The 20,377-nt window shown below is 65.6% G+C and carries 21 protein-coding genes; 13 read left to right on the forward strand and 8 right to left on the reverse strand.

Annotated elements, in window-relative coordinates; all coding sequences use genetic code 11:
- Positions 1-80: 80 nt before the first annotated feature.
- Together GO606_RS12555 and GO606_RS12560 are read right to left on the reverse strand one after the other, a co-directional pair.
- Positions 81-704 (reverse strand): hypothetical protein, encoded by a 624-nt coding sequence (locus GO606_RS12555; RefSeq protein WP_169117142.1) that lies wholly within the window; start codon positions 702-704, stop codon positions 81-83.
- A 297-nt stretch (positions 705-1,001) separates the two neighbouring features.
- Positions 1,002-1,808, reverse strand: coding sequence for an inositol monophosphatase family protein (locus GO606_RS12560; RefSeq protein WP_169117143.1), 807 nt, complete (start codon positions 1,806-1,808; stop codon positions 1,002-1,004).
- Positions 1,809-1,887: 79 nt separating this feature from the next.
- On the opposite strand from GO606_RS12560, the gene GO606_RS12565 reads away from it, so the two are divergent.
- The 12 genes from GO606_RS12565 to GO606_RS12620 all read left to right on the forward strand — a co-directional run bounded on the left by GO606_RS12565 (position 1,888) and on the right by GO606_RS12620 (position 10,631).
- Positions 1,888-2,616: an RNA methyltransferase gene (locus GO606_RS12565; RefSeq protein WP_169117144.1), complete on the forward strand. Its 729-nt coding sequence runs from the start codon at positions 1,888-1,890 to the stop codon at positions 2,614-2,616.
- Between the two features lie 51 nt (positions 2,617-2,667).
- The gene (gene cysE / locus GO606_RS12570; RefSeq protein WP_169117145.1) at positions 2,668-3,435 is read left to right on the forward strand and encodes a serine O-acetyltransferase; all 768 of its coding nucleotides are present in this window, start codon (positions 2,668-2,670) and stop codon (positions 3,433-3,435) included.
- A gap of 114 nt (positions 3,436-3,549) precedes the next feature.
- Positions 3,550-4,032: a Fe-S cluster assembly transcriptional regulator IscR gene (iscR, locus tag GO606_RS12575; protein ID WP_169117146.1), complete on the forward strand. Its 483-nt coding sequence runs from the start codon at positions 3,550-3,552 to the stop codon at positions 4,030-4,032.
- A 22-nt stretch (positions 4,033-4,054) separates the two neighbouring features.
- The gene (locus GO606_RS12580) at positions 4,055-5,209 is read left to right on the forward strand and encodes a cysteine desulfurase family protein (RefSeq protein ID WP_169117147.1); all 1,155 of its coding nucleotides are present in this window, start codon (positions 4,055-4,057) and stop codon (positions 5,207-5,209) included.
- Between the two features lie 23 nt (positions 5,210-5,232).
- Positions 5,233-6,444 carry an IscS subfamily cysteine desulfurase gene (locus GO606_RS12585; RefSeq protein ID WP_169117148.1) on the forward strand — a complete coding sequence of 404 codons (1,212 nt, stop codon included), beginning with the start codon at positions 5,233-5,235 and terminating at the stop codon, positions 6,442-6,444.
- 25 nt (positions 6,445-6,469) lie between these two features.
- Positions 6,470-6,850 (forward strand): Fe-S cluster assembly scaffold IscU, encoded by a 381-nt coding sequence (gene iscU / locus GO606_RS12590; RefSeq protein ID WP_053421769.1) that lies wholly within the window; start codon positions 6,470-6,472, stop codon positions 6,848-6,850.
- Between the two features lie 17 nt (positions 6,851-6,867).
- Positions 6,868-7,191: an iron-sulfur cluster assembly protein IscA gene (gene iscA, locus GO606_RS12595; RefSeq protein WP_169117149.1), complete on the forward strand. Its 324-nt coding sequence runs from the start codon at positions 6,868-6,870 to the stop codon at positions 7,189-7,191.
- Between the two features lie 16 nt (positions 7,192-7,207).
- Positions 7,208-7,741, forward strand: coding sequence for a Fe-S protein assembly co-chaperone HscB (hscB, locus tag GO606_RS12600; protein ID WP_169117150.1), 534 nt, complete (start codon positions 7,208-7,210; stop codon positions 7,739-7,741).
- The gene (gene hscA / locus GO606_RS12605; protein WP_169117151.1) at positions 7,741-9,609 is read left to right on the forward strand and encodes a Fe-S protein assembly chaperone HscA; all 1,869 of its coding nucleotides are present in this window, start codon (positions 7,741-7,743) and stop codon (positions 9,607-9,609) included. The genes hscB and hscA overlap by 1 nt, the downstream gene beginning before the upstream one ends.
- Positions 9,606-9,947, forward strand: coding sequence for an ISC system 2Fe-2S type ferredoxin (gene fdx, locus GO606_RS12610; protein WP_169117152.1), 342 nt, complete (start codon positions 9,606-9,608; stop codon positions 9,945-9,947). The genes hscA and fdx overlap by 4 nt, the downstream gene beginning before the upstream one ends.
- Positions 9,947-10,141 (forward strand): Fe-S cluster assembly protein IscX, encoded by a 195-nt coding sequence (gene iscX, locus GO606_RS12615; protein WP_169117153.1) that lies wholly within the window; start codon positions 9,947-9,949, stop codon positions 10,139-10,141. The genes fdx and iscX overlap by 1 nt, the downstream gene beginning before the upstream one ends.
- A gap of 1 nt (position 10,142) precedes the next feature.
- On the forward strand, positions 10,143-10,631 hold the full coding sequence (locus GO606_RS12620) for a glutathione peroxidase (RefSeq protein WP_169117154.1): 489 nt from the start codon (positions 10,143-10,145) through the stop codon (positions 10,629-10,631).
- 83 nt (positions 10,632-10,714) lie between these two features.
- Here the strand turns inward: GO606_RS12620 and GO606_RS12625 are convergent, their stop codons facing one another.
- The 6 genes from GO606_RS12625 to dapC form a co-directional block, all read right to left on the reverse strand.
- Positions 10,715-11,173, reverse strand: a complete 459-nt coding sequence (locus GO606_RS12625; RefSeq protein WP_169117155.1) for a response regulator — start codon at positions 11,171-11,173, stop codon at positions 10,715-10,717.
- 4 nt (positions 11,174-11,177) lie between these two features.
- A complete protein-coding gene (prmB, locus tag GO606_RS12630) occupies positions 11,178-12,119 on the reverse strand; it encodes a 50S ribosomal protein L3 N(5)-glutamine methyltransferase (RefSeq protein ID WP_169117156.1) in 942 nt (313 codons plus the stop codon).
- A 2-nt stretch (positions 12,120-12,121) separates the two neighbouring features.
- Entirely contained in the window at positions 12,122-13,276 is a 1,155-nt protein-coding gene (gene dapE, locus GO606_RS12635; protein ID WP_169117157.1) for a succinyl-diaminopimelate desuccinylase, read from the reverse strand.
- A 36-nt stretch (positions 13,277-13,312) separates the two neighbouring features.
- A complete protein-coding gene (locus GO606_RS12640) occupies positions 13,313-14,497 on the reverse strand; it encodes a PilT/PilU family type 4a pilus ATPase (protein WP_169117158.1) in 1,185 nt (394 codons plus the stop codon).
- A gap of 94 nt (positions 14,498-14,591) precedes the next feature.
- The gene (gene dapD / locus GO606_RS12645; RefSeq protein WP_169117159.1) at positions 14,592-15,413 is read right to left on the reverse strand and encodes a 2,3,4,5-tetrahydropyridine-2,6-dicarboxylate N-succinyltransferase; all 822 of its coding nucleotides are present in this window, start codon (positions 15,411-15,413) and stop codon (positions 14,592-14,594) included.
- Between the two features lie 14 nt (positions 15,414-15,427).
- Positions 15,428-16,624, reverse strand: a complete 1,197-nt coding sequence (gene dapC, locus GO606_RS12650; protein WP_169117160.1) for a succinyldiaminopimelate transaminase — start codon at positions 16,622-16,624, stop codon at positions 15,428-15,430.
- 54 nt (positions 16,625-16,678) lie between these two features.
- Between dapC and smc the strand changes: the two genes are divergently transcribed.
- Positions 16,679-20,263 carry a chromosome segregation protein SMC gene (gene smc / locus GO606_RS12655; RefSeq protein ID WP_169117161.1) on the forward strand — a complete coding sequence of 1,195 codons (3,585 nt, stop codon included), beginning with the start codon at positions 16,679-16,681 and terminating at the stop codon, positions 20,261-20,263.
- Positions 20,264-20,377 lie beyond the last annotated feature (114 nt).

Genomic DNA, 20,377 nt, shown 5'->3' on the forward strand with positions numbered 1-20,377 from the left:
TGAAGAAACGTACGGTGGCGAGTCCCATGTTTCATCCTCCTGGTGATGGCACCCTGTTTGCGTTGTGCCTGCTCCGCGCTTCACGGCGTGAAGAAGCGCTCGGGGAACGCGATATCGAGTTCCGCGTCGCTCATATCGACGGTTTCGATCAGCTTGCCGTGCGTTCCGTAGCTCTGCACCTTCATTGGAAACGACGTGTCCTGCGCGAACCATATCCGGCAGCGATGCACGCCGGCGACGCTGATCCCGGCGGCGCCTTCGATCTCGACGACCAGGGTCCGCCGACTGGCCACTTCGGCGTCGGCATGCAGGGCCAGGCTGCCGTGGATGCGCAACTCGGCGAGGTCCGCGAGGAGTGCGCCGACGTGGGAGCGGTCAACGCTGTGGCCGCGTGGGTCGCAGATCACCGGGTTGTCCGCAGCAAGGTTCAGGGTCATGTGCTTCAGGCCGAAGGGCGACAGCCGCACGCGGCCCGTCACGGGGTCGTAGATCATCACCGCGCCGCGATGCGGTTCGACAAAATCCATCCGCACCCAGCCGGGCCTGCGCCACGCGTAGCGAATCACTTGCCGGTGGCCATCGGCCGCCCACGAGCGCAGCGTGACGCGGTAGCTCTCGAGGGTGCGGAACCGCGCTTCGGCGTCGGCGAGCGGATCGGCCGCCACGGCGTCACCGGCGATCAGCGCGATTAGCCACACCGGCATGCGCCCGCCAGCGGGGAGCGGCTTGTCGGGGACCGCTTCGATGTCTCATGTCGCCTCTCCCGCTGCCCGGGTTGCCGAAACCCAATCTGGCACAGCGGACGGGCAGGATCAAGGTCGGCGCATCGTCGTAAATCGGCTCACGAACCGGCGGGGAGGTTCATCGCGTTCATCTCCTCAATGCCCCAACAGCTCGACCGAGTCCGGCTTGTCGTGCGCCGCAAAACGATTGACCATCGTGCAGCACCATACCGAGCTTGTGCGCGAAGAAGACCCCGGACTGCAGGATGCGCTGCCTGATCAGGCCCGGGTCGACGCCGTGCGGTGCGGCTGGATCACCTGCAGCAGCTGGCCGAACACTTTGGGCGTGCCGGCGACGACGTTGCCGGTTTCCATGTATGCCGCTTCGCCGGCGAGGTCGCTGACGAGTCCGCCGGCTTCCTGGATCATCAACGCGCCCGCGGCCATGTCCCAGGGCTGCAGGCCCATTTCCCAGAAACCGTCGAGCCGGCCGCACGCGACGTAGGCGAGATCGAGCGCCGCGGCACCGGGGCGGCGGATGCCGGCGGTCTTCTGCGTCAGGTCCTTGAACATTCCCAGGTATGCGTCGATGTTGTCGAATTCGCGGTACGGGAAGCCGGTGCCGATGAGCGCCTCGTTCAGCCGCGTGCGCTTCGACACGCGGATGCGACGGTCGTTGAGGAAGGCGCCGCGGCCTTTCGTCGCGGTGAAAAGCTCGTTGCGCGTCGGGTCATAGACGACCGCCTGCTCGAGCACTCCATTCTTCGCCAGCGCGATCGAGATTGCGTACTGCGGAAAGCCGTGGATGAAGTTGGTCGTGCCGTCGAGCGGATCGATGATCCACTGGTATTCGCTGTTCGCCGACTCGGCGGACTCTCCGGACTCCTCTGCTAGAATGCCGTGCTCCGGGTAGGCGTCACGCAGCACTTCGATGATGGCCGCCTCGGCGGCCTGGTCCACTTCGGTGACGAAATCGTTCGGCGACTTGGTCTGGACGGTCAGGATGTCCAGCTGCATCGAGGCCCGGTTGATTACGGTACCCGCACGGCGGGCGGCTTTCACTGCAATGGTCAGGGTGGGATGCATGCGCGTCGGTCTCGCTTGCGGAAGGTTGCCCGGAAGGGGCCTCCGCTTAAGAAAATTCGAAAAAACACAAGATTTTAATATGAACGGCGCCATCGCGCTTGACCGTATCCGAATCGTGCTTTCACGCACGAGCCATCCCGGCAATATCGGCGCCGCCGCGCGTGCGATGAAGACGATGGGGCTGACCCGTCTGTATCTCGTCGCGCCGTCTGCGTTCCCCGACCCCGTGGCCGACGCCCGTGCGTCCGGCGCGACCGACGTGCTCGAGAGCGCCTGCGTCGTCGCTTCGCTCGACGAGGCACTGCAAGGCACGATCCTGTCCGCCGCGATCACCGCGCGGCGGCGCGAACGTTCGGTGCCGGTGCGCGGTGCGCGCGAAGCCGCCCCCGAACTCGTCGCGTTCGCCGGAAAGGGGGACGTCGCCCTGGTGTTCGGCACCGAGATGAGCGGACTGACGAACGACGAAGTCGAACGCTGCTCGATGCCGGTGTCGATTCCGGCCAATCCGGCGTTTTCGTCGCTGAATCTGGGTGCTGCGGTGCAACTGCTGTGCTACGAGCTGCGAATGGCGGCGCTGTCGCCGACCCTGCCGTCCGAGCCCTTGCCTGATCTGGCGACCTTCGAGGAAATCGAGGGCTTTCACCGTCATCTCGAGCGCGCAATGACCGCGAGCGGCTTCTACGATCCGGCCAATCCCAAGCGCCTGCTGCAACGCCTCAGGCGCCTGTTCGGGCGCGTGCGGCTCGAAAAAGAGGAAGTGAACATCCTCCGCGGCATCGTGGGTGCACTCGAACGCAAACCCGACTAAACTAGTCGGGCATTCACTACTGGCAATGAAGTTTCCTGGAGCAAATCACCCATGTTCAGCCGCCTGCGCGAAGACCTGGCCAGCGTTCGCGAACGCGACCCCGCCGCCCGCTCGACCTGGGAAGTGCTGACCTGTTATCCCGGCGTGCATGCGCTCCTGTTCCACCGCCTCGCGCACGCGGCGTGGAGCCGCGAGCTGTACTGGGTCGGCCGTTTCGTCAGCCACATCTCGCGTTTCCTGACCGGCATCGAGATCCATCCCGGGGCGACGATAGGCCGGCGTGTGTTCATCGATCACGGCATGGGGGTGGTGATCGGCGAGACCGCCGTGATCGGTGACGATTGCACGATCTATCAGGCGGTGACGCTCGGCGGGACGTCGCTGTACCGCGGCATCAAGCGGCACCCGACGCTCGGCAATGGCGTCGTCGTCGGCGCCGGTGCGAAAGTGCTCGGCGGCTTCACCGTCGGCGATGGCGCGCGCATCGGGTCCAATGCCGTCGTCGTCAAGCCGGTGCCGGCCGGTAGCACGGCGGTCGGCAATCCCGCGCGCATCATCGACCCGGAGCGCGCCGATGCGCGTGACAAGGCGCGCGAGCAGAAGGCCGAGCAGATGGGTTTCTCGGCATATGGCGTGACCAAGCAGATGGACGACCCGATCGCGAAGGCGATGCACGGCCTGCTGGATCACGCGGTCGAAACCGATCGTCGTATTCAGTTGCTCGTCGAACAGCTCGAAAAGGCCGGCGTGAGGCTGGATTCAACGATCGAGCAGAGCGACGAATTCGATGCCCAACGCCTCTCGAAGATGGTGGATTGACCGCGTCGTGATCCGGTTCTGGAGTAGTTGACCGATTTTGTCGGGTTACGTATAGTCGAGTAAAACGTTCGGGTATTTACCCGGGCGGCAATCTCCGCCATGCGAGGAGCCAACATGAGACTGACCACCAAGGGACGATTTGCGGTAACGGCGATGATCGATCTGGCATCGCGTCAGACCGAAGGCCCGGTAACGCTGGCGGGCATTGCCGAGCGCCAGAAAATTTCGCTGTCCTATCTCGAACAGCTGTTCGGAAAGCTGCGCCGCCACAAGCTGGTGTCCAGCGTGCGCGGCCCCGGCGGCGGCTACCGGCTTGCGCGCGACATGAGCCGGATCACCGTCGCGGACATCATCGTCGCGGTTGATGAGCCGCTCGATGCAACCCAGTGCGGCGGCCGGCAGAATTGCCACGACGAACAACGTTGTCTGACTCATGATCTGTGGGCGAACCTGAACAAGCGGATGTACGAGTACCTCGATTCGGTCACGCTCGCTGCGTTGGCGACGGGCGAAGTCAAGGCCGAAACGGAGACGAGCGTGCTGAAGGACGTGCGGCGGCGCGCGATGATCTCGGTGCGCGAAGTAGCGGCTGCGTAAAGCGAAAACGAAAACATAAGCGATGTTCGCACCCGTCTACCTCGACTGGAACGCCACCACGCCGCTGGACCCTCTGGTGCGCGCGGCAATGCTGCCGTGGCTCGACAGCCGTTTCGGCAATGCGTCGAGCCGGCACGAGTACGGGCGGCAGGCAAGATCCGCAATCGACGAGGCGCGCGCCCGGGTGGCGGCGGCAGTGGGCGCGCATGCAACCGAAGTGATTTTCACGAGTTGCGGCTCCGAAGCGAACAACCTCTTCATCAAGGGTGCCGCGGCGCTGATGAAGCCGGGATTGCTGGCGATCAGTGCCATCGAGCATCCCTGCGTGCGCGAGCCGGCAAAACAGCTGCGGCGCGGCGGCTGGGCGCTGCGCGAAATCGCCGTCGATGCCGCGGGGCGGATCGCCGGGGACGACTGGAAGGCGGTGCTCGATGCGAGGCCGACGCTGGTTTCGGTGATGCTCGCGAACAACGAAACCGGGGTGCTGCAGGACATCGCCGCACTCGCGGACGATGCGAAAACGGCAGGCGCGTGGTTTCATAGCGATGCGGTACAGGCGCTCGGCAAGATCCCCGTCGACTTCCGGACGCTCGGCGTGCATGCGATGACGCTGTCGGCGCACAAGATCGGCGGTCCGCTCGGTGCCGGTGCGCTGGTGATCGACAAGCGGATCGAGCTGGCGCCGCTGATCGCCGGAGGTGGCCAGGAGCGCGGCCTGCGGTCCGGAACCGAGAACGTCGCGGCGATCGTCGGGTTCGGCGTCGCCTGCGAACGTGCGACCGCACGGCTCGAAGACGAAGCACGGCGCCTGGCCGGATTGCGGGATCGGCTGGAAGCGGGTCTCGTCGCGAGCGGCATGAGAATTTTCTCGGTCGAGGCGCCGCGCCTGCCGAACACGACATTTTTCGCTGCCGACGGTTTCGATGGCGAAACCCTGGTCGCGAAGCTCGACCGCGCGGGTTTCGCCTGCGCGAGCGGGTCGGCGTGCTCGAGTGCCAACCCCGAGCCGTCGCATACGTTGCTCGCGATGGGCGTCGAACGTGACGTCGCGCGCGGCGCAGTGCGCGTGAGCCTCGGTCGCGACACGAGCATGGCGGACGTGGAAGGCTTCCTCGCAGCCTTCGAACGCTTGACGAACGAATTGAATAAACTGACCGCAATGGCGGTCCAATCTTGAACGCAGATCGACGGAGGAACCCGATGCTCAAGTTTCCGATTTACCTGGACTATTCCGCCACGACGCCGGTCGATCCGCGCGTGGCGCAGGCAATGATCCCGTGGCTCACCGAGCATTTCGGCAATCCGGCCAGCCGCTCCCACGCGTACGGATGGGAAGCCGAAAAGGCCGTCGAAGACGCGCGCGAACAGGTGGCCCGGCTGGTCAATGCCGATGCCAAGGAAATCGTGTGGACTTCGGGCGCGACCGAGTCGAACAACCTCGCGATCAAGGGTGCCGCGCAGTTCTACAAGGGTAAGGGCAAGCACCTCATCACGCTGAAGACCGAACACAAGGCGGTGCTCGACACGTTCCGCGAACTCGAGCGCCAGGGTTTCGAAGCGACTTATCTCGATGTGCAGGAAAACGGTCTCGTCGACCTGTCGGCACTGAAGGATGCGATCCGGCCCGATACCATTCTGGTGTCGGTGATGTTCGTCAATAACGAGATCGGCGTGATCCAGCCGATCGCGGAGATCGGCGAGATCTGCCGCGAAAAAGGCATCGTCTTCCACGTCGATGCGGCGCAGGCCACCGGCAAGGTCGATATCGACCTGTCGAAGCTGAAAGTCGACCTGATGTCGTTCTCGGCGCACAAGACCTACGGCCCGAAAGGCATCGGCGCGCTGTACGTGCGGCGCAAGCCGCGCGCACGCCTCGAAGCGCAGATGCACGGCGGCGGCCACGAGCGCGGGCTGCGTTCCGGCACCCTCGCGACGCACCAGATCGTCGGCATGGGCGAAGCTTTCCGCATCGCGCGCGAGGAAATGAAGACCGAGAACGAACGCGTCCGCGCGCTGCGCGACCGTCTGATGAAAGGCCTGCAGGACATCGACGCGACCTACATCAACGGCGACGTCGAACATCGTGTGCCGCACAACCTGAACATCTCCTTCGCCTACGTCGAAGGCGAATCGCTGATCATGGCGATCAAGGATGTCGCGGTGTCGAGCGGTTCGGCCTGTACGTCGGCGAGCCTCGAACCGTCCTATGTGCTGCGCGCGCTGGGCCGCAACGACGAGCTCGCACACAGCTCGATCCGGTTTACGATCGGGCGTTTCACCACCGAAGAAGAAGTCGACTACACGATCGACCTGCTGCACAAGAAGATCGGCAAGCTGCGCGAACTGTCACCGCTGTGGGAAATGGTGCAGGACGGCGTCGATCTGGACAGCGTGCAGTGGGCTGCACACTGAACGAAATCCCCCAGGAGAAGACAACATGGCATATAGCGAAAAAGTGTTGGATCACTACGAGAATCCTCGCAATGTCGGCGCTTTCGGCAAGGAAGACGAAGGCGTCGGCACCGGCATGGTCGGCGCGCCCGCGTGCGGCGACGTCATGAAGCTGCAGATCAAGGTCGGCAAGGACGGCGTCATCGAGGACGCGAAATTCAAGACCTACGGCTGCGGTTCCGCGATCGCGTCGAGCTCGCTGGTGACCGAATGGGTCAAGGGCAAGACCGTCGAGCAGGCGCTGGAGATCAAGAACACCCAGATTGCCGAGGAGCTCGCGCTGCCGCCGGTCAAGATCCATTGCTCGATCCTTGCGGAAGATGCGATCAAGGCGGCAGTGGCGGACTACAAGAAGAAGCAAGGCTGATTTCGGGAGACTGAACGATGAGCGTCACACTGAGCACCAACGCGGCCAAGCATGTGTCGGAATTCATGGCCAAGCGCGGCAAGGGTGTCGGCATCCGCCTGGGCGTCAAGACGTCGGGCTGTTCGGGCATGGCCTACCGGCTCGAGTTCGTCGATGAGATGCATGACGAGGACCTGATCTTCGAAAGTCATGGCGTCAAAGTCATCGTCGACCCGCAAAGCCTCGCCTACCTTGACGGCACCGAACTCGATTTCGTCCGCGAAGGTCTGAACGAAGGCTTCAAGTTCAACAACCCGAACGTCAAGGACGCTTGCGGTTGCGGCGAAAGCTTCAACGTCTGAGCTGCGAGCAAAGCCCATGAGCGTCGACCTGCAACAGGATTTCTTCGCCCTTTTCGGCCTGCCGCGGCGTTTTTGCGTTGACGAAGCAGCGCTGGAGATGGCTTATCACGATCTGCAGGGGCGGGTTCATCCCGACCGTTTCGCGCACCTGCCGGACGTGGAGAAACGCCTGTCGATGCAATGGGCGACACGCGTGAACGAAGGTTTTCGGACACTGCGCAAGCCGCTTCCACGCGCGCAATACCTGCTCGAGCTCGCTGGCGTCGACGCCGGCCTGCACACCAACACCGCGATGTCCTCCGCGTTCCTGATGGAACAGATGGAGTGGCGCGAAGCGGTCGAGGAGGCGCGCGCGGCCGGCGAGGGGCACGAGCTCACGCAGCTGCATCACCGGCTGCGTCATCACGCGCGGGAAGTGTTCAACGAACTCGAACGCACCATCGACGAGCGCCATGACTTCGCGGCGGCTGCCGAAATCGTTCGCCGGCTGATGTTCATGGAAAAAATCCAACACGAGATCGACGACGCCCTCGAGGCGCTGGAGACCTGATGGCCCTTCTGCAAATCGCTGAACCCGGCCAGTCCGCCGAGCCGCACAAGCACCGGCTCGCGGTTGGAATAGACCTGGGTACCACCAATTCTCTCGTAGCGACTGTCCGCAACGGCATCGCCGTGTGCCTCGCCGACGAGGCGGGCCGCGCGATGCTGCCGTCGATCGTGCGCTACCACGCCGATGGGCGGGTCGAAGTCGGCCACACCGCGGCTGCTGCCCACGCCACCGATCCGAAGAACACGATCATGTCGGTGAAGCGCTTCATGGGGCGCGGCCTGAAGGACGTCTCGCACGTCGAATCGACGCCGTACGACTTCATCGACGCGGGCGGCATGGTGCGGTTGCGCACCGTGCAGGGCGTGAAGACGCCGGTCGAGATCTCCGCTGAAATCCTGAAGGTGCTCGGCGCGCGCGCCGAGGCGAGCCTGGGCGGTCCGCTGACCGGCGTGGTCATCACCGTGCCGGCGTATTTCGACGATGCCCAGCGGCAGGCGACGAAGGACGCGGCGAAGCTCGCCGGGCTGAACGTGCTGCGTCTTCTCAACGAACCGACCGCTGCTGCGGTCGCGTACGGGCTCGACAATGCCTCCGAGGGCGTCTACGCGATCTACGACCTGGGCGGCGGCACTTTCGACCTGTCGATCCTGAAGCTGTCGCGTGGCATCTTCGAGGTGCTGGCGACCAACGGCGATGCGGCGCTCGGCGGCGACGACTTCGATCACCGCCTGTTCTGCTGGATCCTCGACAAGGCCGCGATCGAGCCGCCGACCAGCGACGACGCGCGCCGCCTGCTGATGAAGGCGCGCGAAGCGAAGGAACTCCTGACCGCGAGCGAGGAAGCGCCGATCCGGGCGAAGCTGTCGTCGGGCGAAGAGGTCAATCTGGTCGTCACGCGCGACGAGTTCGCGACGATGACGCAGCACCTGATCGCCAAGACCATGGCGCCGATGCGCAAGGTCTTGCGCGACGCGGGCCTCGGGCCGGAAGAGGTGAAGGGCGTCGTGATGGTCGGCGGCGCGACGCGGATGCCGCAGGTGCAGCGCGCGGTCGCGGAATTCTTCGGCCAGGAGCCGCTGACGAACCTCGACCCCGACAAGGTCGTCGCGCTCGGCGCGGCAATCCAGGCCAACGTGCTCGCCGGCAACCGCAAGGACGACGACGAGTGGCTGCTGCTCGACGTGATTCCGCTGTCGCTCGGTCTGGAGACGATGGGCGGGCTGACCGAAAAGGTCGTGCCGCGCAATTCGACGCTCCCGATCGCGCGGGCGCAGGAGTTCACAACGTTCAAGGACGGACAGACCGCGATGGCTTTCCACGTCGTGCAGGGCGAGCGCGAGCTGGTCAAGGATTGCCGCTCGCTCGCACGTTTCGAATTGCGCGGCATTCCCCCGATGGTCGCGGGCGCCGCGCGCATCCGGGTCGCGTTCCAGGTCGATGCCGACGGGCTGCTGTCGGTGTCCGCGCGCGAGATGTCGTCCGGCGTCGAGGCGAGCGTCCTGGTGAAACCTTCGTACGGCCTGACCGACGACGAGATCGCCGGCATGCTGAAGGAAGGTGTGGAACACGTCGGCGACGACATGCATGCGCGAGCCCTGCGCGAACAGCAGGTCGAGGCCGAACGCGTCATCGAGGCAACAACCCACGCGCTGGAGCAGGACGGTGCGCTCCTCAACGCCGACGAGCGCGCGGCCATCGAAGCGGCGATCGCCGAACTGAAGCAGCTGGCGACGGGCGACGATCCGCGCGCGGTCAAGAAGGGCATCGAGGCGCTTGCCCGTGCCACCGATGAATTCGCCGCCCGCCGCATGGACAGCAGCATCCGTTCGGCGCTGGCCGGCCAAAAGGTTGATGAGATCCAGGTATGACCCAGATCATCGTGCTACCCCACGTCGAGCTCTGTCCGGACGGCAGCGTCATCGAGGCCGAGCCCGGCAAATCGATCTGCAGCAGCCTGCTGGAGCACGGCATCGAGATCGAACACGCGTGCGAACAATCCTGCGCCTGTACAACCTGCCACGTCATCGTCCGCGAAGGCTTCGATAGCTTGCCCGAAGCCGAGGAAACCGAGGAAGACCTGCTCGACATGGCGTGGGGGCTCGAACCGCAGTCGCGTCTGTCCTGCCAGGCAATCGTGGGCGAGACGCCGCTGGTGATCGAGATTCCCCGCTACACGATCAACATGGCCCGGGAGGGCAAACACTGATGAAGTGGACCGAAGTGCAGGAGATCGCGATCCAGCTCGCCGAACGCCATCCCGAGACGAACCCGGCGAAAGTCAATTTCGTGGACCTGATGCAGTGGACGATCGCGCTGCCGGAATTCGACGACGACCCGAAGCATTGCGGCGAGCGCGTCCTCGAAGCCATCCAGCAGGCGTGGATAGACGAGGTGGCCTGAAATGAACGCCCCGACCAGCGTGTTCGATTTCGAAACCAGGCGGCTCGACGGCGCGCCGATGCCGCTCGCGGAATTTCGTGGCAAGGTGCTGCTGATCGTCAATACCGCGAGCGAATGCGGCTTCACGCCGCAGTATGCCGCGCTGCAGGAACTGCACGACAGGTTCGCGCCGCGCGGTTTTTCGGTGATCGGTTTTCCGTGCAACCAGTTTGGCGGGCAGGAGCCGGGCGGCGCTGAAGAAATCGCTGCGTTCTGCGCGAAGAACTACGGCGTCAGCTTCCCGCTCAGCGAAAAAATCGACGTGAACGGCGACAATGCGCATCCGCTGTATCGGCATCTCACGTCGGTCGCGCCCGGCATTCTCGGCACCGAAGCGATCAAGTGGAACTTCACCAAGTTCCTCGTCGACCGCAACGGCCAGATCGCCGCGCGTTTCGCCCCCGCGACGAAACCGGAAAGCATCGCAGACCGGATCGAAGCGCTGCTGTAGTTCGCGCGTGGCCGGTTCCCGCGCCCTGCGCTGTTCACCCTGCCTCACGGACCAAGCCGGGTTGGCAGGGGCGCAGACGGGCGTCAGTAAAGACTGTTGCCGGAAGGATCCGCGGTTTCGTTCAGCACCAGCCAGTAGGTGACGATCTGCCCGACCGCGTGGATGAAACGCTCGAAATCCACGGGCTTGCGAATGTAGCTGTTCGCGCCGAGCCGGTAGGCTTCGTGGATGTCCTGCCTTTCGCGCGAGGTGGTGAGGACGACCACCGGCAACAAACCCGTGTGTTCGTCCGCCCGCATCCGGCGCAGCACTTCGAGGCCGTCGATCCGTGGCAGCTTCAGGTCGAGCAGCACCACGGACGGCATCAGCGAAAGGTCGCGGCCCTGGAAGCTGCCGGTACCGAACAGATAGTCGATCGCTTCCACCCCGTCGCGCGCGACGACGACGGGATTGCGGATACTGTTCTTGCTGAAGGCCCGCAACATCAGGGCTTCGTCGTCCGGATTGTCTTCAACGAGCAGGATCGGGCGTTCGGCAGGCATTTTCTTACTCCGGTAATTCGTCGGCGCGCAGCACGAAAACCATGTCGTCGCCTCCCTTGGCCGAAAGCCAGACCGGCAAAAGGTCGGGGAAGGCTTCTTCGACGAGGTGCCGGTTGTGGCCGACCTCGACCGCCAGCACGCCACCCGGACTGAGGTGTGCCTTCGCGCCTGCGACCAGGCGGCGGACGATGTCGAGCCCGTCTTCGCCCGCCGCGAGCGCCATGTGCGGCTCGTGCAGGTATTCGGGCGGCAGCGTCGCCATCGCATCTGCCGTGACGTACGGCGGATTGCTGATGATGAGATCGAAGGTGCGGCCGGCAAGGCCGTCGAACACGTCGCTTTTCAACAGTTCGATGCGGTCGTCGAGATCGTAGTCGGACACGTTCGCGCGCGCGACGTCCAGCGCCTCGTCGGAAAGATCGGCGCCGACGATTTGTGCATTCGGGAACGCATGCGCCATCAGGATCGCGAGGCAGCCTGAGCCCGTGCACAAGTCGAGCGCCGCAGTGACTCTTTCGGCATCGTCGATCCACGGGGCGAAGCCGTCTTCGAGCAGTTCGGCGAAAAAGGAGCGGGGAACAATCACACGCTCATCGACCTGGAAACGGAAGTCGCCCAGCCAGGCTTCCCCGGTGATGTACGCGGCCGGCACACGCTCGGCGGCGCGGCGCTCGATGACCGCGAACAATGATTCCCGCTCGTCGGCCGTGATGCAGGCGTCGAGGAACGGCTCCAGCCGGTCGAGCGGCAGCGACAGCGTGTGCAGCAGCAGCCACACGGCTTCGTCGTAGGCATCGCCGCAGCCATGGCCGAAGAACAGGCCGGCGCGATTGAATCGGGTGACCGCGTAGCGCAGCCAGTCGCGCAGCGTGACCAGTTCGCCAAGCGGGCCATGCTGGTGTTCATGTTCGTGTTCGTGTTCGGTGTCATCGTGGAGGTCGGACATCTTCAGTCTCGGTTGGGCAGCAGCAACGCGTTCAGCGTGCGCTCGTAGATGGCGGAAAGGGGTTCGATCGCGTCGAGGGCGACGCTCTCATTGACTTTGTGGATCGTTGCATTGACCGGTCCGAACTCGACTACCTCGCTACAGATGTCGGCGATGAAGCGGCCGTCGGAGGTGCCGCCGCTCGTCGACAGTTCGGTGTCGACGCCGGCGATGTCGAGGATCGCCGCCGACAGCGCTGCGACCAGCTTGCCGCGGCCGGTGAGGAACGGTTTGCCGGACAGGTGCCAGTCGAGTTCATAGTCGAGTCCATGGCGGTCGAGCACGGCATGGGTGCGCTGCCTGAGCTCGTCGGCGCTGCTGACCGAGCCGAAGCGGAAATTGAACAGCACTTCGCACGCACCCGGAATGACGTTGTTCGCGCCGGTGCCGGCGTGGATGTTCGACACCTGCCAGGTCGTCGGCGGAAAGAACTCGTTGCCTTCGTCCCAGCGAATGCTCGCGAGTTCGGCGAGCGCCGGGGCGAACTCGTGGATCGGGTTGCGCGCGAGCTGCGGGTAGGCGACATGCCCCTGCACGCCCTTGACCCGCAGCGTGCCTGACAGCGAGCCGCGCCGTCCGTTCTTGATCGTGTCGCCGAGCGTATTGACCGAAGTCGGCTCGCCGACGACGCAATAATCGAGTCGCTCGCCGCGCGCCGCGAGCGCTTCGACGACCTTGACCGTGCCGTGCGTCGCGATGCCTTCCTCGTCCGACGTCAGCAGCAGTGCGATCGAGCCGGCGTGGTCCGGGTGTGCTGCGACGAAGCGTTCGATCGCGGTGACGAAGGCGGCGAGCGAAGTCTTCATGTCTGCGGCGCCGCGGCCGAACAGCTGGCCGCCACGGATAGTGGGCTCGAACGGCGGCGAATCCCACCCCTCGAGCGGGCCGGCCGGCACGACGTCGGTGTGCCCCGCGAAGCACAGCACCGGCGCAGTGTCGCCGCGCCGCGCCCACAGGTTGCAGACTCCGCCGCTGTCGATGCGCTCGAAGCGAAAACCCAGCGGCGTCAGGCGGGCGGTGATCAAGTCGAGGCAGCCGCGATCGTCGGGGGTAACGGAAGGGCGCGAGATGAGTTCGCAGGCGAACCTGAAAGTGTCACCGGATGAAGCAGGAGTCATTGTTTTCGGGAATTCGTGGTGTCGTCGTGATGTGGTTCAAGGCTTCACGCCGTCGTCGAGGTGCAGCGCGAAGTCACTGAAGGACCGGTTTCCCGGCTCTTTCCGCGTGAAATCGACGGTTGGCGGCTCGTCGCTGCCGTCCTGCGGATCGGGCACGTTGTCGAATTGCGCGTTGTTGATCAGCCACGAGAGGTTCGTCGGCGAATCCGCGTTCGCGAGCGCTTCCTCGAACGTCACCGTGCCTTCGTGGTAGAGCCGGTACAGATCCTGCTCGAATGTCTGCGACCCCGGCGCGAGGCTCTGCTGCATCGCCTCCTTGACCTCGCTCAGTTCGCCGCGTTCGATCAGTTCGGCGACGTGCCGCGTGTTCATCAGGATCTCGACCGCCGGAACGCGTACGCCATCGGGCTTGCGCACGAGCCGCTGCGAGACGATGCATTTGAGCGCCACCGCCAGGTCGAGGAACAGCAGCGAGCGGTTCTCGAGCGGGAAGAAGTTCACGATGCGGTTGAGCGCATGATAGGCGTTGTTCGCATGCAGCGTCGCGAGGCACAGGTGGCCGGTCTGGGAATAGGCCAGCGCGGCCTGCATCGTCTCACGGTCGCGGATTTCGCCGATCAGGATGCAGTCGGGCGCCTGGCGCATCGCGTTGCGCAGCGCGTCGTGCCAGCTGTGGGTGTCGATGCCGACTTCGCGCTGGTTGACGATCGACTTGCGGTGCTTGAAGAGGTACTCGATCGGGTCCTCGACGGTGAGGATATGGCCGGACTGGTTCGTGTTGCGGTGATCGATCATCGACGCGAGCGTTGTCGACTTGCCCGAGCCGGTCGCGCCGACGACGAGCACCAGTCCGCGCTTCTCGGTGACCACCTCGGCGAGCACCGGCGACAGGCCGAGCGAATCGAGCGTCGGGATGTCGCCCTGGATGTAGCGCACGACGATGCCGATGCTGTGCCGCTGCCAGAACAGGTTGACGCGGAAATTGCCCAGATCGCGGCGCCCGAACGAGAGATTGAGCTCCCTCACGCGTTCGAACGTGTCGATCTGCTCCGGCGTCATCATCTCGTAGATCATCCGCTTGATCATGGGCGGTTCCATGACCTGCTGGTTGATCGGCATCGTGATGCCCTGGATCTTGATGTTGATCGGGGCGCCGGCCGAAATGAAAATATCCGATGCGAGCTTTTCCGCCATCAGCTGGAACAGTTTGTCGAAAATCATCGCGGCGGGCCTCCGGGGCGGAAAGGGGAGGTGCAGACAGTGGAACCGGCCGGACCGCCCGTCCGGCTGGATCAGCAGCAGCGCAAGGCGGGGATCAGGCGCCGCGCAGCAGTTCGTTGATGCCGGTCTTGGCGCGCGTCTGCGCATCCACGCGCTTGACGATCACCGCGCAGTACAGGCTGTACTTGCCGTCGGCCGACGGCAGGCTGCCCGGCACGACGACGGCACCGGAGGGGACGCGGCCGTAGGTGATCTCGCCGCTGGCCCGGTCGTAGATCTTGGTGCTCTGGCCGATATACACGCCCATCGACAGCACCGCGTTCTCCTCGATGATCACGCCTTCGACGACTTCGGAGCGTGCCCCGACGAACACGTTGTCCTCGATGATCACCGGCCCGGCCTGCACCGGTTCGAGCACGCCGCCGATGCCCACGCCGCCCGACAGATGCACGTTCTTGCCGATCTGCGCGCACGAGCCGACCGTCGCCCAGGTGTCGACCATCGTGCCTTCATCGACATAGGCGCCGATGTTCACGTACGACGGCATCAGCACGACGTTCTTGCCGATGAAACTGCCCTTGCGCGCGACGGCCGGCGGCACGACGCGGAAGCCCCCTTCGCGAAACTGCTCCGGCGTGTAGTCGCCGAACTTCGTCGGCACCTTGTCGAAATACTGGTTCGTGCCGCCCGCCATGACCTCGTTGTCGGCGAGGCGGAACGAGATCAGCACGGCCTTCTTGATCCACTGGTTGACGGTCCAGTTGCCGTCGATCTTCTCGGCGACGCGCAGGCGGCCGGCGTCGAGTCCGGCGATGACCGACGCGACCGCGTCGCGCACGATCGCCGGCGCGGCGGAAGGGGAGAGGTTCGCGCGGTTCTCGAACGCGTCGTCGATGATCTTTTGCAGGTCTTGCATGGGGGAGTTTTCCGTTATGGGAGAGATTGGCAGAAAGCGGCGATGCGCTCGGCCGCCTCGATGCATTCGGCGGTCGTGGCGACGAGAGCGATGCGCACAAAGCCGGCGCCCGGATTGACGCCGTTCACCTCGCGGGCGAGGAAGCTGCCCGGCAGTACCGTGACATTATATTCACCCTGCAGGCGGCGGGCGAACTCGGTGTCCGGGATCGGCGTCTGCGCCCACAGGTAGAAGCCGGCGTCGGGCCGCTCGACTTTCAGGTGGCGCGCGACGAGCGGTGTCACGCGATCGAATTTCTCGCGGTACAGCCGCCGGTTGTCGACGACGTGCGCTTCGTCGTTCCATGCAGTGACCGAAGCGGCCTGCACCGCGGGATTCATCGCGCAGCCGTGGTAAGTGCGGTAGCGCAGGAAAGCCTTGAGCACGGCGGCGTCGCCGGCGACGAATCCGGAGCGCATGCCCGGCACGTTCGAGCGCTTCGACAGGCTCGAGAACGTCACGAGATTGCGGAAATCGCCGCGACCGAGCTCGCGCGCGGCCTGCAGTGCGCCGACCGGGGGCGCGTTCTCGTCGAAATAGATCTCGGAATAGCATTCGTCCGCGGCGATCACGAAGCCGTAGCGGTCGGAAAGCTCGAACAGGCGCGCCCATTCCTGCAACGACAGCACGCGTCCGGTCGGATTGCCCGGCGAGCAGACGAACGCCAGCTGGACGTCGCGCCACACCGCTTCCGGCAGCGAATCGAAGTCCGAGCCGAAACGGTTTTCGGGCAGGTTGTTGAGGAACACCGGTTCGGCGCCCGCCAGGAGCGCGGCGCCTTCATAGATCTGATAGAACGGATTCGGGCACAGCACCTTCGCGCCGGGACGGCTGCCGTCGACGACGCACTGCGCGAACGCGAACAGCGCCTCACGCGAACCATTGACCGGCAGCACCTGGGTCGCGGCGTCGACTGCGGGCAGCCCGTAGCGCCGCTCGAGCCAGCCTGCGATCGCGCCGCGCAGCGCGTCGCTGCCCTGGGTCGTCGGATAACTGGCAAGACCGTCCAGATTGTCGATCAGTGCCTGCGTGATGAAGGCCGGCGTCGCGTGCCGGGGCTCGCCGATCGACAGCCGGATCGTCTCCAGGCCGGCGGGCGGGGTGAGTCCTTCGAACAGCTTGCGCAATTTTTCGAAAGGGTAGGACTGCAGTCGGTCGAGGTTCGGATTCACGTCGATTGTGTCGGCATATTTCGGGGCGTCGGCCGCTGGGGCCGTGGAGCGGGGATGTTATCATGGCGCGCTTTCGACAGCCCTGAACCGACCGTTCACCCCCGTTCCGACGTGCGTCTTTCCAAGCTCAAACTCGCCGGTTTCAAGACCTTCGTCGACCCGACCACCGTCCTCACTCCCGGCAACCTCGTGGGGGTCGTCGGGCCGAACGGCTGCGGCAAGTCGAACATCATCGACGCGGTGCGCTGGGTGCTCGGCGAAACGCGCGCGAGCGCGCTGCGCGGCGAGTCGATGCAGGACGTGATCTTCAACGGCTCGACGACGAGAAAGCCGGTGTCGCGGGCGAGCGTCGAACTGGTGTTCGACAACGCCGAAGGGCGCGCAGCGGGACAGTGGTCGCGCTATGCCGAAATCTCGGTCAAGCGCGTGCTCGACCGCAGCGGCGAATCGACGTATTACCTCAACAACGTCCATGTCCGGCGCAAGGACGTCATCGACCTGTTCCTCGGTACCGGGCTCGGGCCGCGCGCCTACGCGATCATCGAGCAGGGCATGATTTCGCGGATCATCGAGGCACGGCCCGAGGAAATCCGCGGCTTTCTCGAAGAGGCCGCGGGCGTCACGAAATACCGCGAGCGGCGCCGCGAAACCGAAGGCCGGCTGTCCGACGCGCGCGACAATCTCGCCCGGCTTGACGACATCCGCATGGAGCTCGGCGAGCGCATCAGCCACCTCGACACGCAGGCCGCGATCGCGGCCCGTTTTCGCGCGCTGAGCGCAGCGCATACCGAGCGGCAGCAGCTGTTGTGGCTGCTCAAGCGCAACGACGCACGCGCCGAACAGGCGCGGTTGCAGAGCGAACTCAATCAGCTGTCGGCGAAGATGGAAGCCGACAGCGCCCGCCTGCAGGAACTCGAAAGCGCGGTCGATTCCGGCCGCACAGCGCATTTTTCGGCATCCGAGGCGATGCACGCCGCCCAGAGCGACCTGTTCGCGATTTCCGCCGAAGTCAGCCGCCTCGAAGCCGAGCTTCGGCATCTCGAGGACGCGCGCAAGCGCCTCGAAGCCCGTCTCGCCCAGCTTGCGACCGACGAAGCGCACTGGTGCGCGCGCAGTGAAGCGCTCGGCAGCGACCGCGAGCGCTGGAGTGCCCTGCTGGACAACGCCGGGCTGCGCGCCGAGCAGGCCGAAGCACGCCATGCCGAAGTCGCCGAGCGCCTGCCGGAGGCCGAATCGGCGCGCCAGGCGGCAGACGCCACCGTCGCCGCCGCACGCCGCGAGCTCGGCCAGACCGAGCAGCAGCTGCGCGTCGGCGAGGCGAACCGGGCAAACGCGCTGCGCGCGCTCGACGCGCTCGCGCAGCGCCGGGCGCGCCTCCTGGGTGACAGCGGCGCCATCGAGGGGCCGGACGAGGCGGCGCTCGCGCAGCAGGAAGCCCGGCTCGACACCCTGCGCGACGAGCACGACGCCCGCCAGCAGGAACTCGCGGCAACGCAGGCGCGTCTGCCTCAGGCTCAGGCGGTGCTGAAGGCCGCGCTCGATGACGAACGCCAGATGCAGCGCCGGCTGACCGAACTGCGCGCGCGGCGCGATGCGCTCGTGCAGTTGCAGGCGAAAGTGCAGTCGCAGGGGCAGCTCGGCGACTGGTTGAAGCGCCACCAGCTCGCCGAGCTGGCGCCGCTGTGGCGGGAACTGCGCGTCGACGCCGGCTGGGAGACCGCCGTCGAGGCGGTGCTGCGCGAACGGCTCGCGGCGCTCACCGGCGCCGTCGACGACGCTGCCCGCGCGATGTTCGACGAGGTGCCGCCGGCGGCGTTCGCGGTCGCGTTCGCCGGGGAGGACGCGCAGCTCCCGCCGGTCGAACCCCCCTCCGGCGCGACCGCGCTGATCGACCGGGTGCACCTGCCGGAAGCGGCGCTGCGTCCCGCGCTGGCCGACTGGCTGCACGGCTGTTTTGCCGTCGATGCGCTCGAACCGTGGCTCGGCCGGCGCGCCGAACTCGCCCCCGGCACCTGCGTCGTCGGTCCGCGCGGGCAGATCCTGACGCGCCACGCGCTCGTCCATTACGCTCCGGACAGCCGCACCCACGGCGTCATGGAACGCCAGCGCGAAATCGACACGCTGGCCGATCGCCAGCGCGAGCTGGAAGCCGGGGCGCAGCAGGCGCACGACGCGCTGATGGAAGCCGAAGCGATCGCGGCGGACCTGCAGGAGCGCGGCAACGCGCTGCGGCGCGAGCTGCAATCGATGCAACAGCAGACCCACGCCGAACAGGTCGCGCTACTGAAGCTGACCCAGGCGCGCCAGCGCGCCGAAGAGCGCCGCGCCCAGCTCACGCGCGATCTCGACGACCTGGTGCACCTCGAAGCCGCCGAGCGCCAACAGCTCGCGCGCGCCGAGACGGAACAGGCGCGTTCGGCCGAGCTGGCCGAACTGCAGCGCGAGCGGCTCGACGCCGCGATGGAAGTGCTCGCCGAGCGCGACAACCTGCTGCGCGAGACGCGCGCGCTCGAACAGGCGACGGCGCGGGATCTGCAGGAAGCGCGCTTCTCCGAGCGCGAATGCGCCGGCAAGCTCGACGACATCGCCCGCAACGCGGAGCTTGCGACCGAACAGATCGACCGCATCGCCGCCGAGCTCGACGCCCGCCGGCGTGAACTCGACGCGACCGACTGCAGCCGCAGCCGCGAGGCGCTGCAGGAAGCGCTGACGCTGCGCCAGAGCCGCGAGACGGCGCTCGCGGCGCGACGCGACGCGCTCGAACAGACCGCGTCCCTGCTCAAGCAGACCGAGGAGCTGCGCCTGCGCACCGAGCAGGAGGCGGCCCCGGCGCGCAGCCGCGTTGCCGAATTGCGGCTGGGCGTCCAGGCGGCGGAGCTTGCCGCCGCGCAGTTCGACGAGCGCCTCGCCGAAGCGCAGGCCGACGAAGCGGCGCTGCAGCCGCTGCTGACGGGCGACCTGCGCGAGACCGCGCTGGTGCGCGAAGTGGCGCGGCTCGCGCGCGAGATCGCCGAACTCGGACAGGTCAACCTCGCGGCCCTCGACGAACTGCGCAGCGCGCAGGAGCGCAAAGGTTATCTCGACGCGCAGAACGAGGACCTGAGCCAGGCGATCGCCACGCTCGAGGACGCAATCCGCCGCATCGACCGCGAAACCCGCGAACAGCTGCAGGACACCTACAATACCGTCACGCAGCATTTCGGCACGCTGTTCCCGCAGCTGTTCGGCGGCGGCCAGGCCCGGCTGGTGCTGACCGGCGACGAGATTCTCGACGCCGGCATCCAGATCGTCGCCCAGCCGCCGGGCAAGAAAAACACCTCGATACATCTGCTTTCGGGCGGCGAGAAGGCGCTGACGGCCATTGCGTTGGTATTCTCGATGTTTCAGCTCAATCCCGCGCCGTTTTGTATGCTTGACGAGGTCGACGCGCCGCTGGACGATACCAACACCGAACGTTATTGCCAGATGGTGAAACGAATGTCATCGCAGACTCAGTTCGTTTTCATCAGCCACAGCAAGATCACGATGGAAATCGCCCAGCAGCTGGTCGGCGTGACGATGCAGGAACAGGGCGTTTCGCGGGTCGTGGAAGTGGATATCGAAGAGGCGCTGCGCCTGGCCGAGCCGGCGGCAGCCTGACGCACCGACGGGCGTCGGCTTGCCCGCACGACCGGGCGGTGGCGCCGATTTTTTTTGTTTACAGGACAACTGGTGACGATTCTCGCCAGCGGCGGTGAAGCGTTCACAACGGGA

The organism is Aromatoleum anaerobium (genome assembly GCF_012910705.2).
Classification (GTDB): Bacteria; Pseudomonadota; Gammaproteobacteria; order Burkholderiales; family Rhodocyclaceae; genus Aromatoleum; species Aromatoleum anaerobium.

Excerpts from the sequence above, each read along its gene's own strand:
- GO606_RS12620 (WP_169117154.1), top strand. The coding sequence starts at position 10,143 with ATGAACGCCCCGACCAGCGTGTTCGATTTCGAAACCAGGCGGCTCGAC.
- iscX (WP_169117153.1), top strand. The coding sequence starts at position 9,947 with ATGAAGTGGACCGAAGTGCAGGAGATCGCGATCCAGCTCGCCGAACGC.
- GO606_RS12555 (WP_169117142.1), bottom strand. The coding sequence starts at position 704 with ATGCCGGTGTGGCTAATCGCGCTGATCGCCGGTGACGCCGTGGCGGCC.
- iscU (WP_053421769.1), top strand. The coding sequence starts at position 6,470 with ATGGCATATAGCGAAAAAGTGTTGGATCACTACGAGAATCCTCGCAAT.
- smc (WP_169117161.1), top strand. The coding sequence starts at position 16,679 with ATGTTATCATGGCGCGCTTTCGACAGCCCTGAACCGACCGTTCACCCC.
- GO606_RS12625 (WP_169117155.1), bottom strand. The coding sequence starts at position 11,173 with ATGCCTGCCGAACGCCCGATCCTGCTCGTTGAAGACAATCCGGACGAC.
- GO606_RS12560 (WP_169117143.1), bottom strand. The coding sequence starts at position 1,808 with ATGCATCCCACCCTGACCATTGCAGTGAAAGCCGCCCGCCGTGCGGGT.
- cysE (WP_169117145.1), top strand. The coding sequence starts at position 2,668 with ATGTTCAGCCGCCTGCGCGAAGACCTGGCCAGCGTTCGCGAACGCGAC.
- fdx (WP_169117152.1), top strand. The coding sequence starts at position 9,606 with ATGACCCAGATCATCGTGCTACCCCACGTCGAGCTCTGTCCGGACGGC.
- prmB (WP_169117156.1), bottom strand. The coding sequence starts at position 12,119 with ATGTCCGACCTCCACGATGACACCGAACACGAACACGAACATGAACAC.
- GO606_RS12640 (WP_169117158.1), bottom strand. The coding sequence starts at position 14,497 with ATGATTTTCGACAAACTGTTCCAGCTGATGGCGGAAAAGCTCGCATCG.
- dapE (WP_169117157.1), bottom strand. The coding sequence starts at position 13,276 with ATGACTCCTGCTTCATCCGGTGACACTTTCAGGTTCGCCTGCGAACTC.
- GO606_RS12580 (WP_169117147.1), top strand. The coding sequence starts at position 4,055 with ATGTTCGCACCCGTCTACCTCGACTGGAACGCCACCACGCCGCTGGAC.
- GO606_RS12585 (WP_169117148.1), top strand. The coding sequence starts at position 5,233 with ATGCTCAAGTTTCCGATTTACCTGGACTATTCCGCCACGACGCCGGTC.
- hscB (WP_169117150.1), top strand. The coding sequence starts at position 7,208 with ATGAGCGTCGACCTGCAACAGGATTTCTTCGCCCTTTTCGGCCTGCCG.
- hscA (WP_169117151.1), top strand. The coding sequence starts at position 7,741 with ATGGCCCTTCTGCAAATCGCTGAACCCGGCCAGTCCGCCGAGCCGCAC.
- iscR (WP_169117146.1), top strand. The coding sequence starts at position 3,550 with ATGAGACTGACCACCAAGGGACGATTTGCGGTAACGGCGATGATCGAT.
- GO606_RS12565 (WP_169117144.1), top strand. The coding sequence starts at position 1,888 with ATGAACGGCGCCATCGCGCTTGACCGTATCCGAATCGTGCTTTCACGC.
- dapD (WP_169117159.1), bottom strand. The coding sequence starts at position 15,413 with ATGCAAGACCTGCAAAAGATCATCGACGACGCGTTCGAGAACCGCGCG.
- iscA (WP_169117149.1), top strand. The coding sequence starts at position 6,868 with ATGAGCGTCACACTGAGCACCAACGCGGCCAAGCATGTGTCGGAATTC.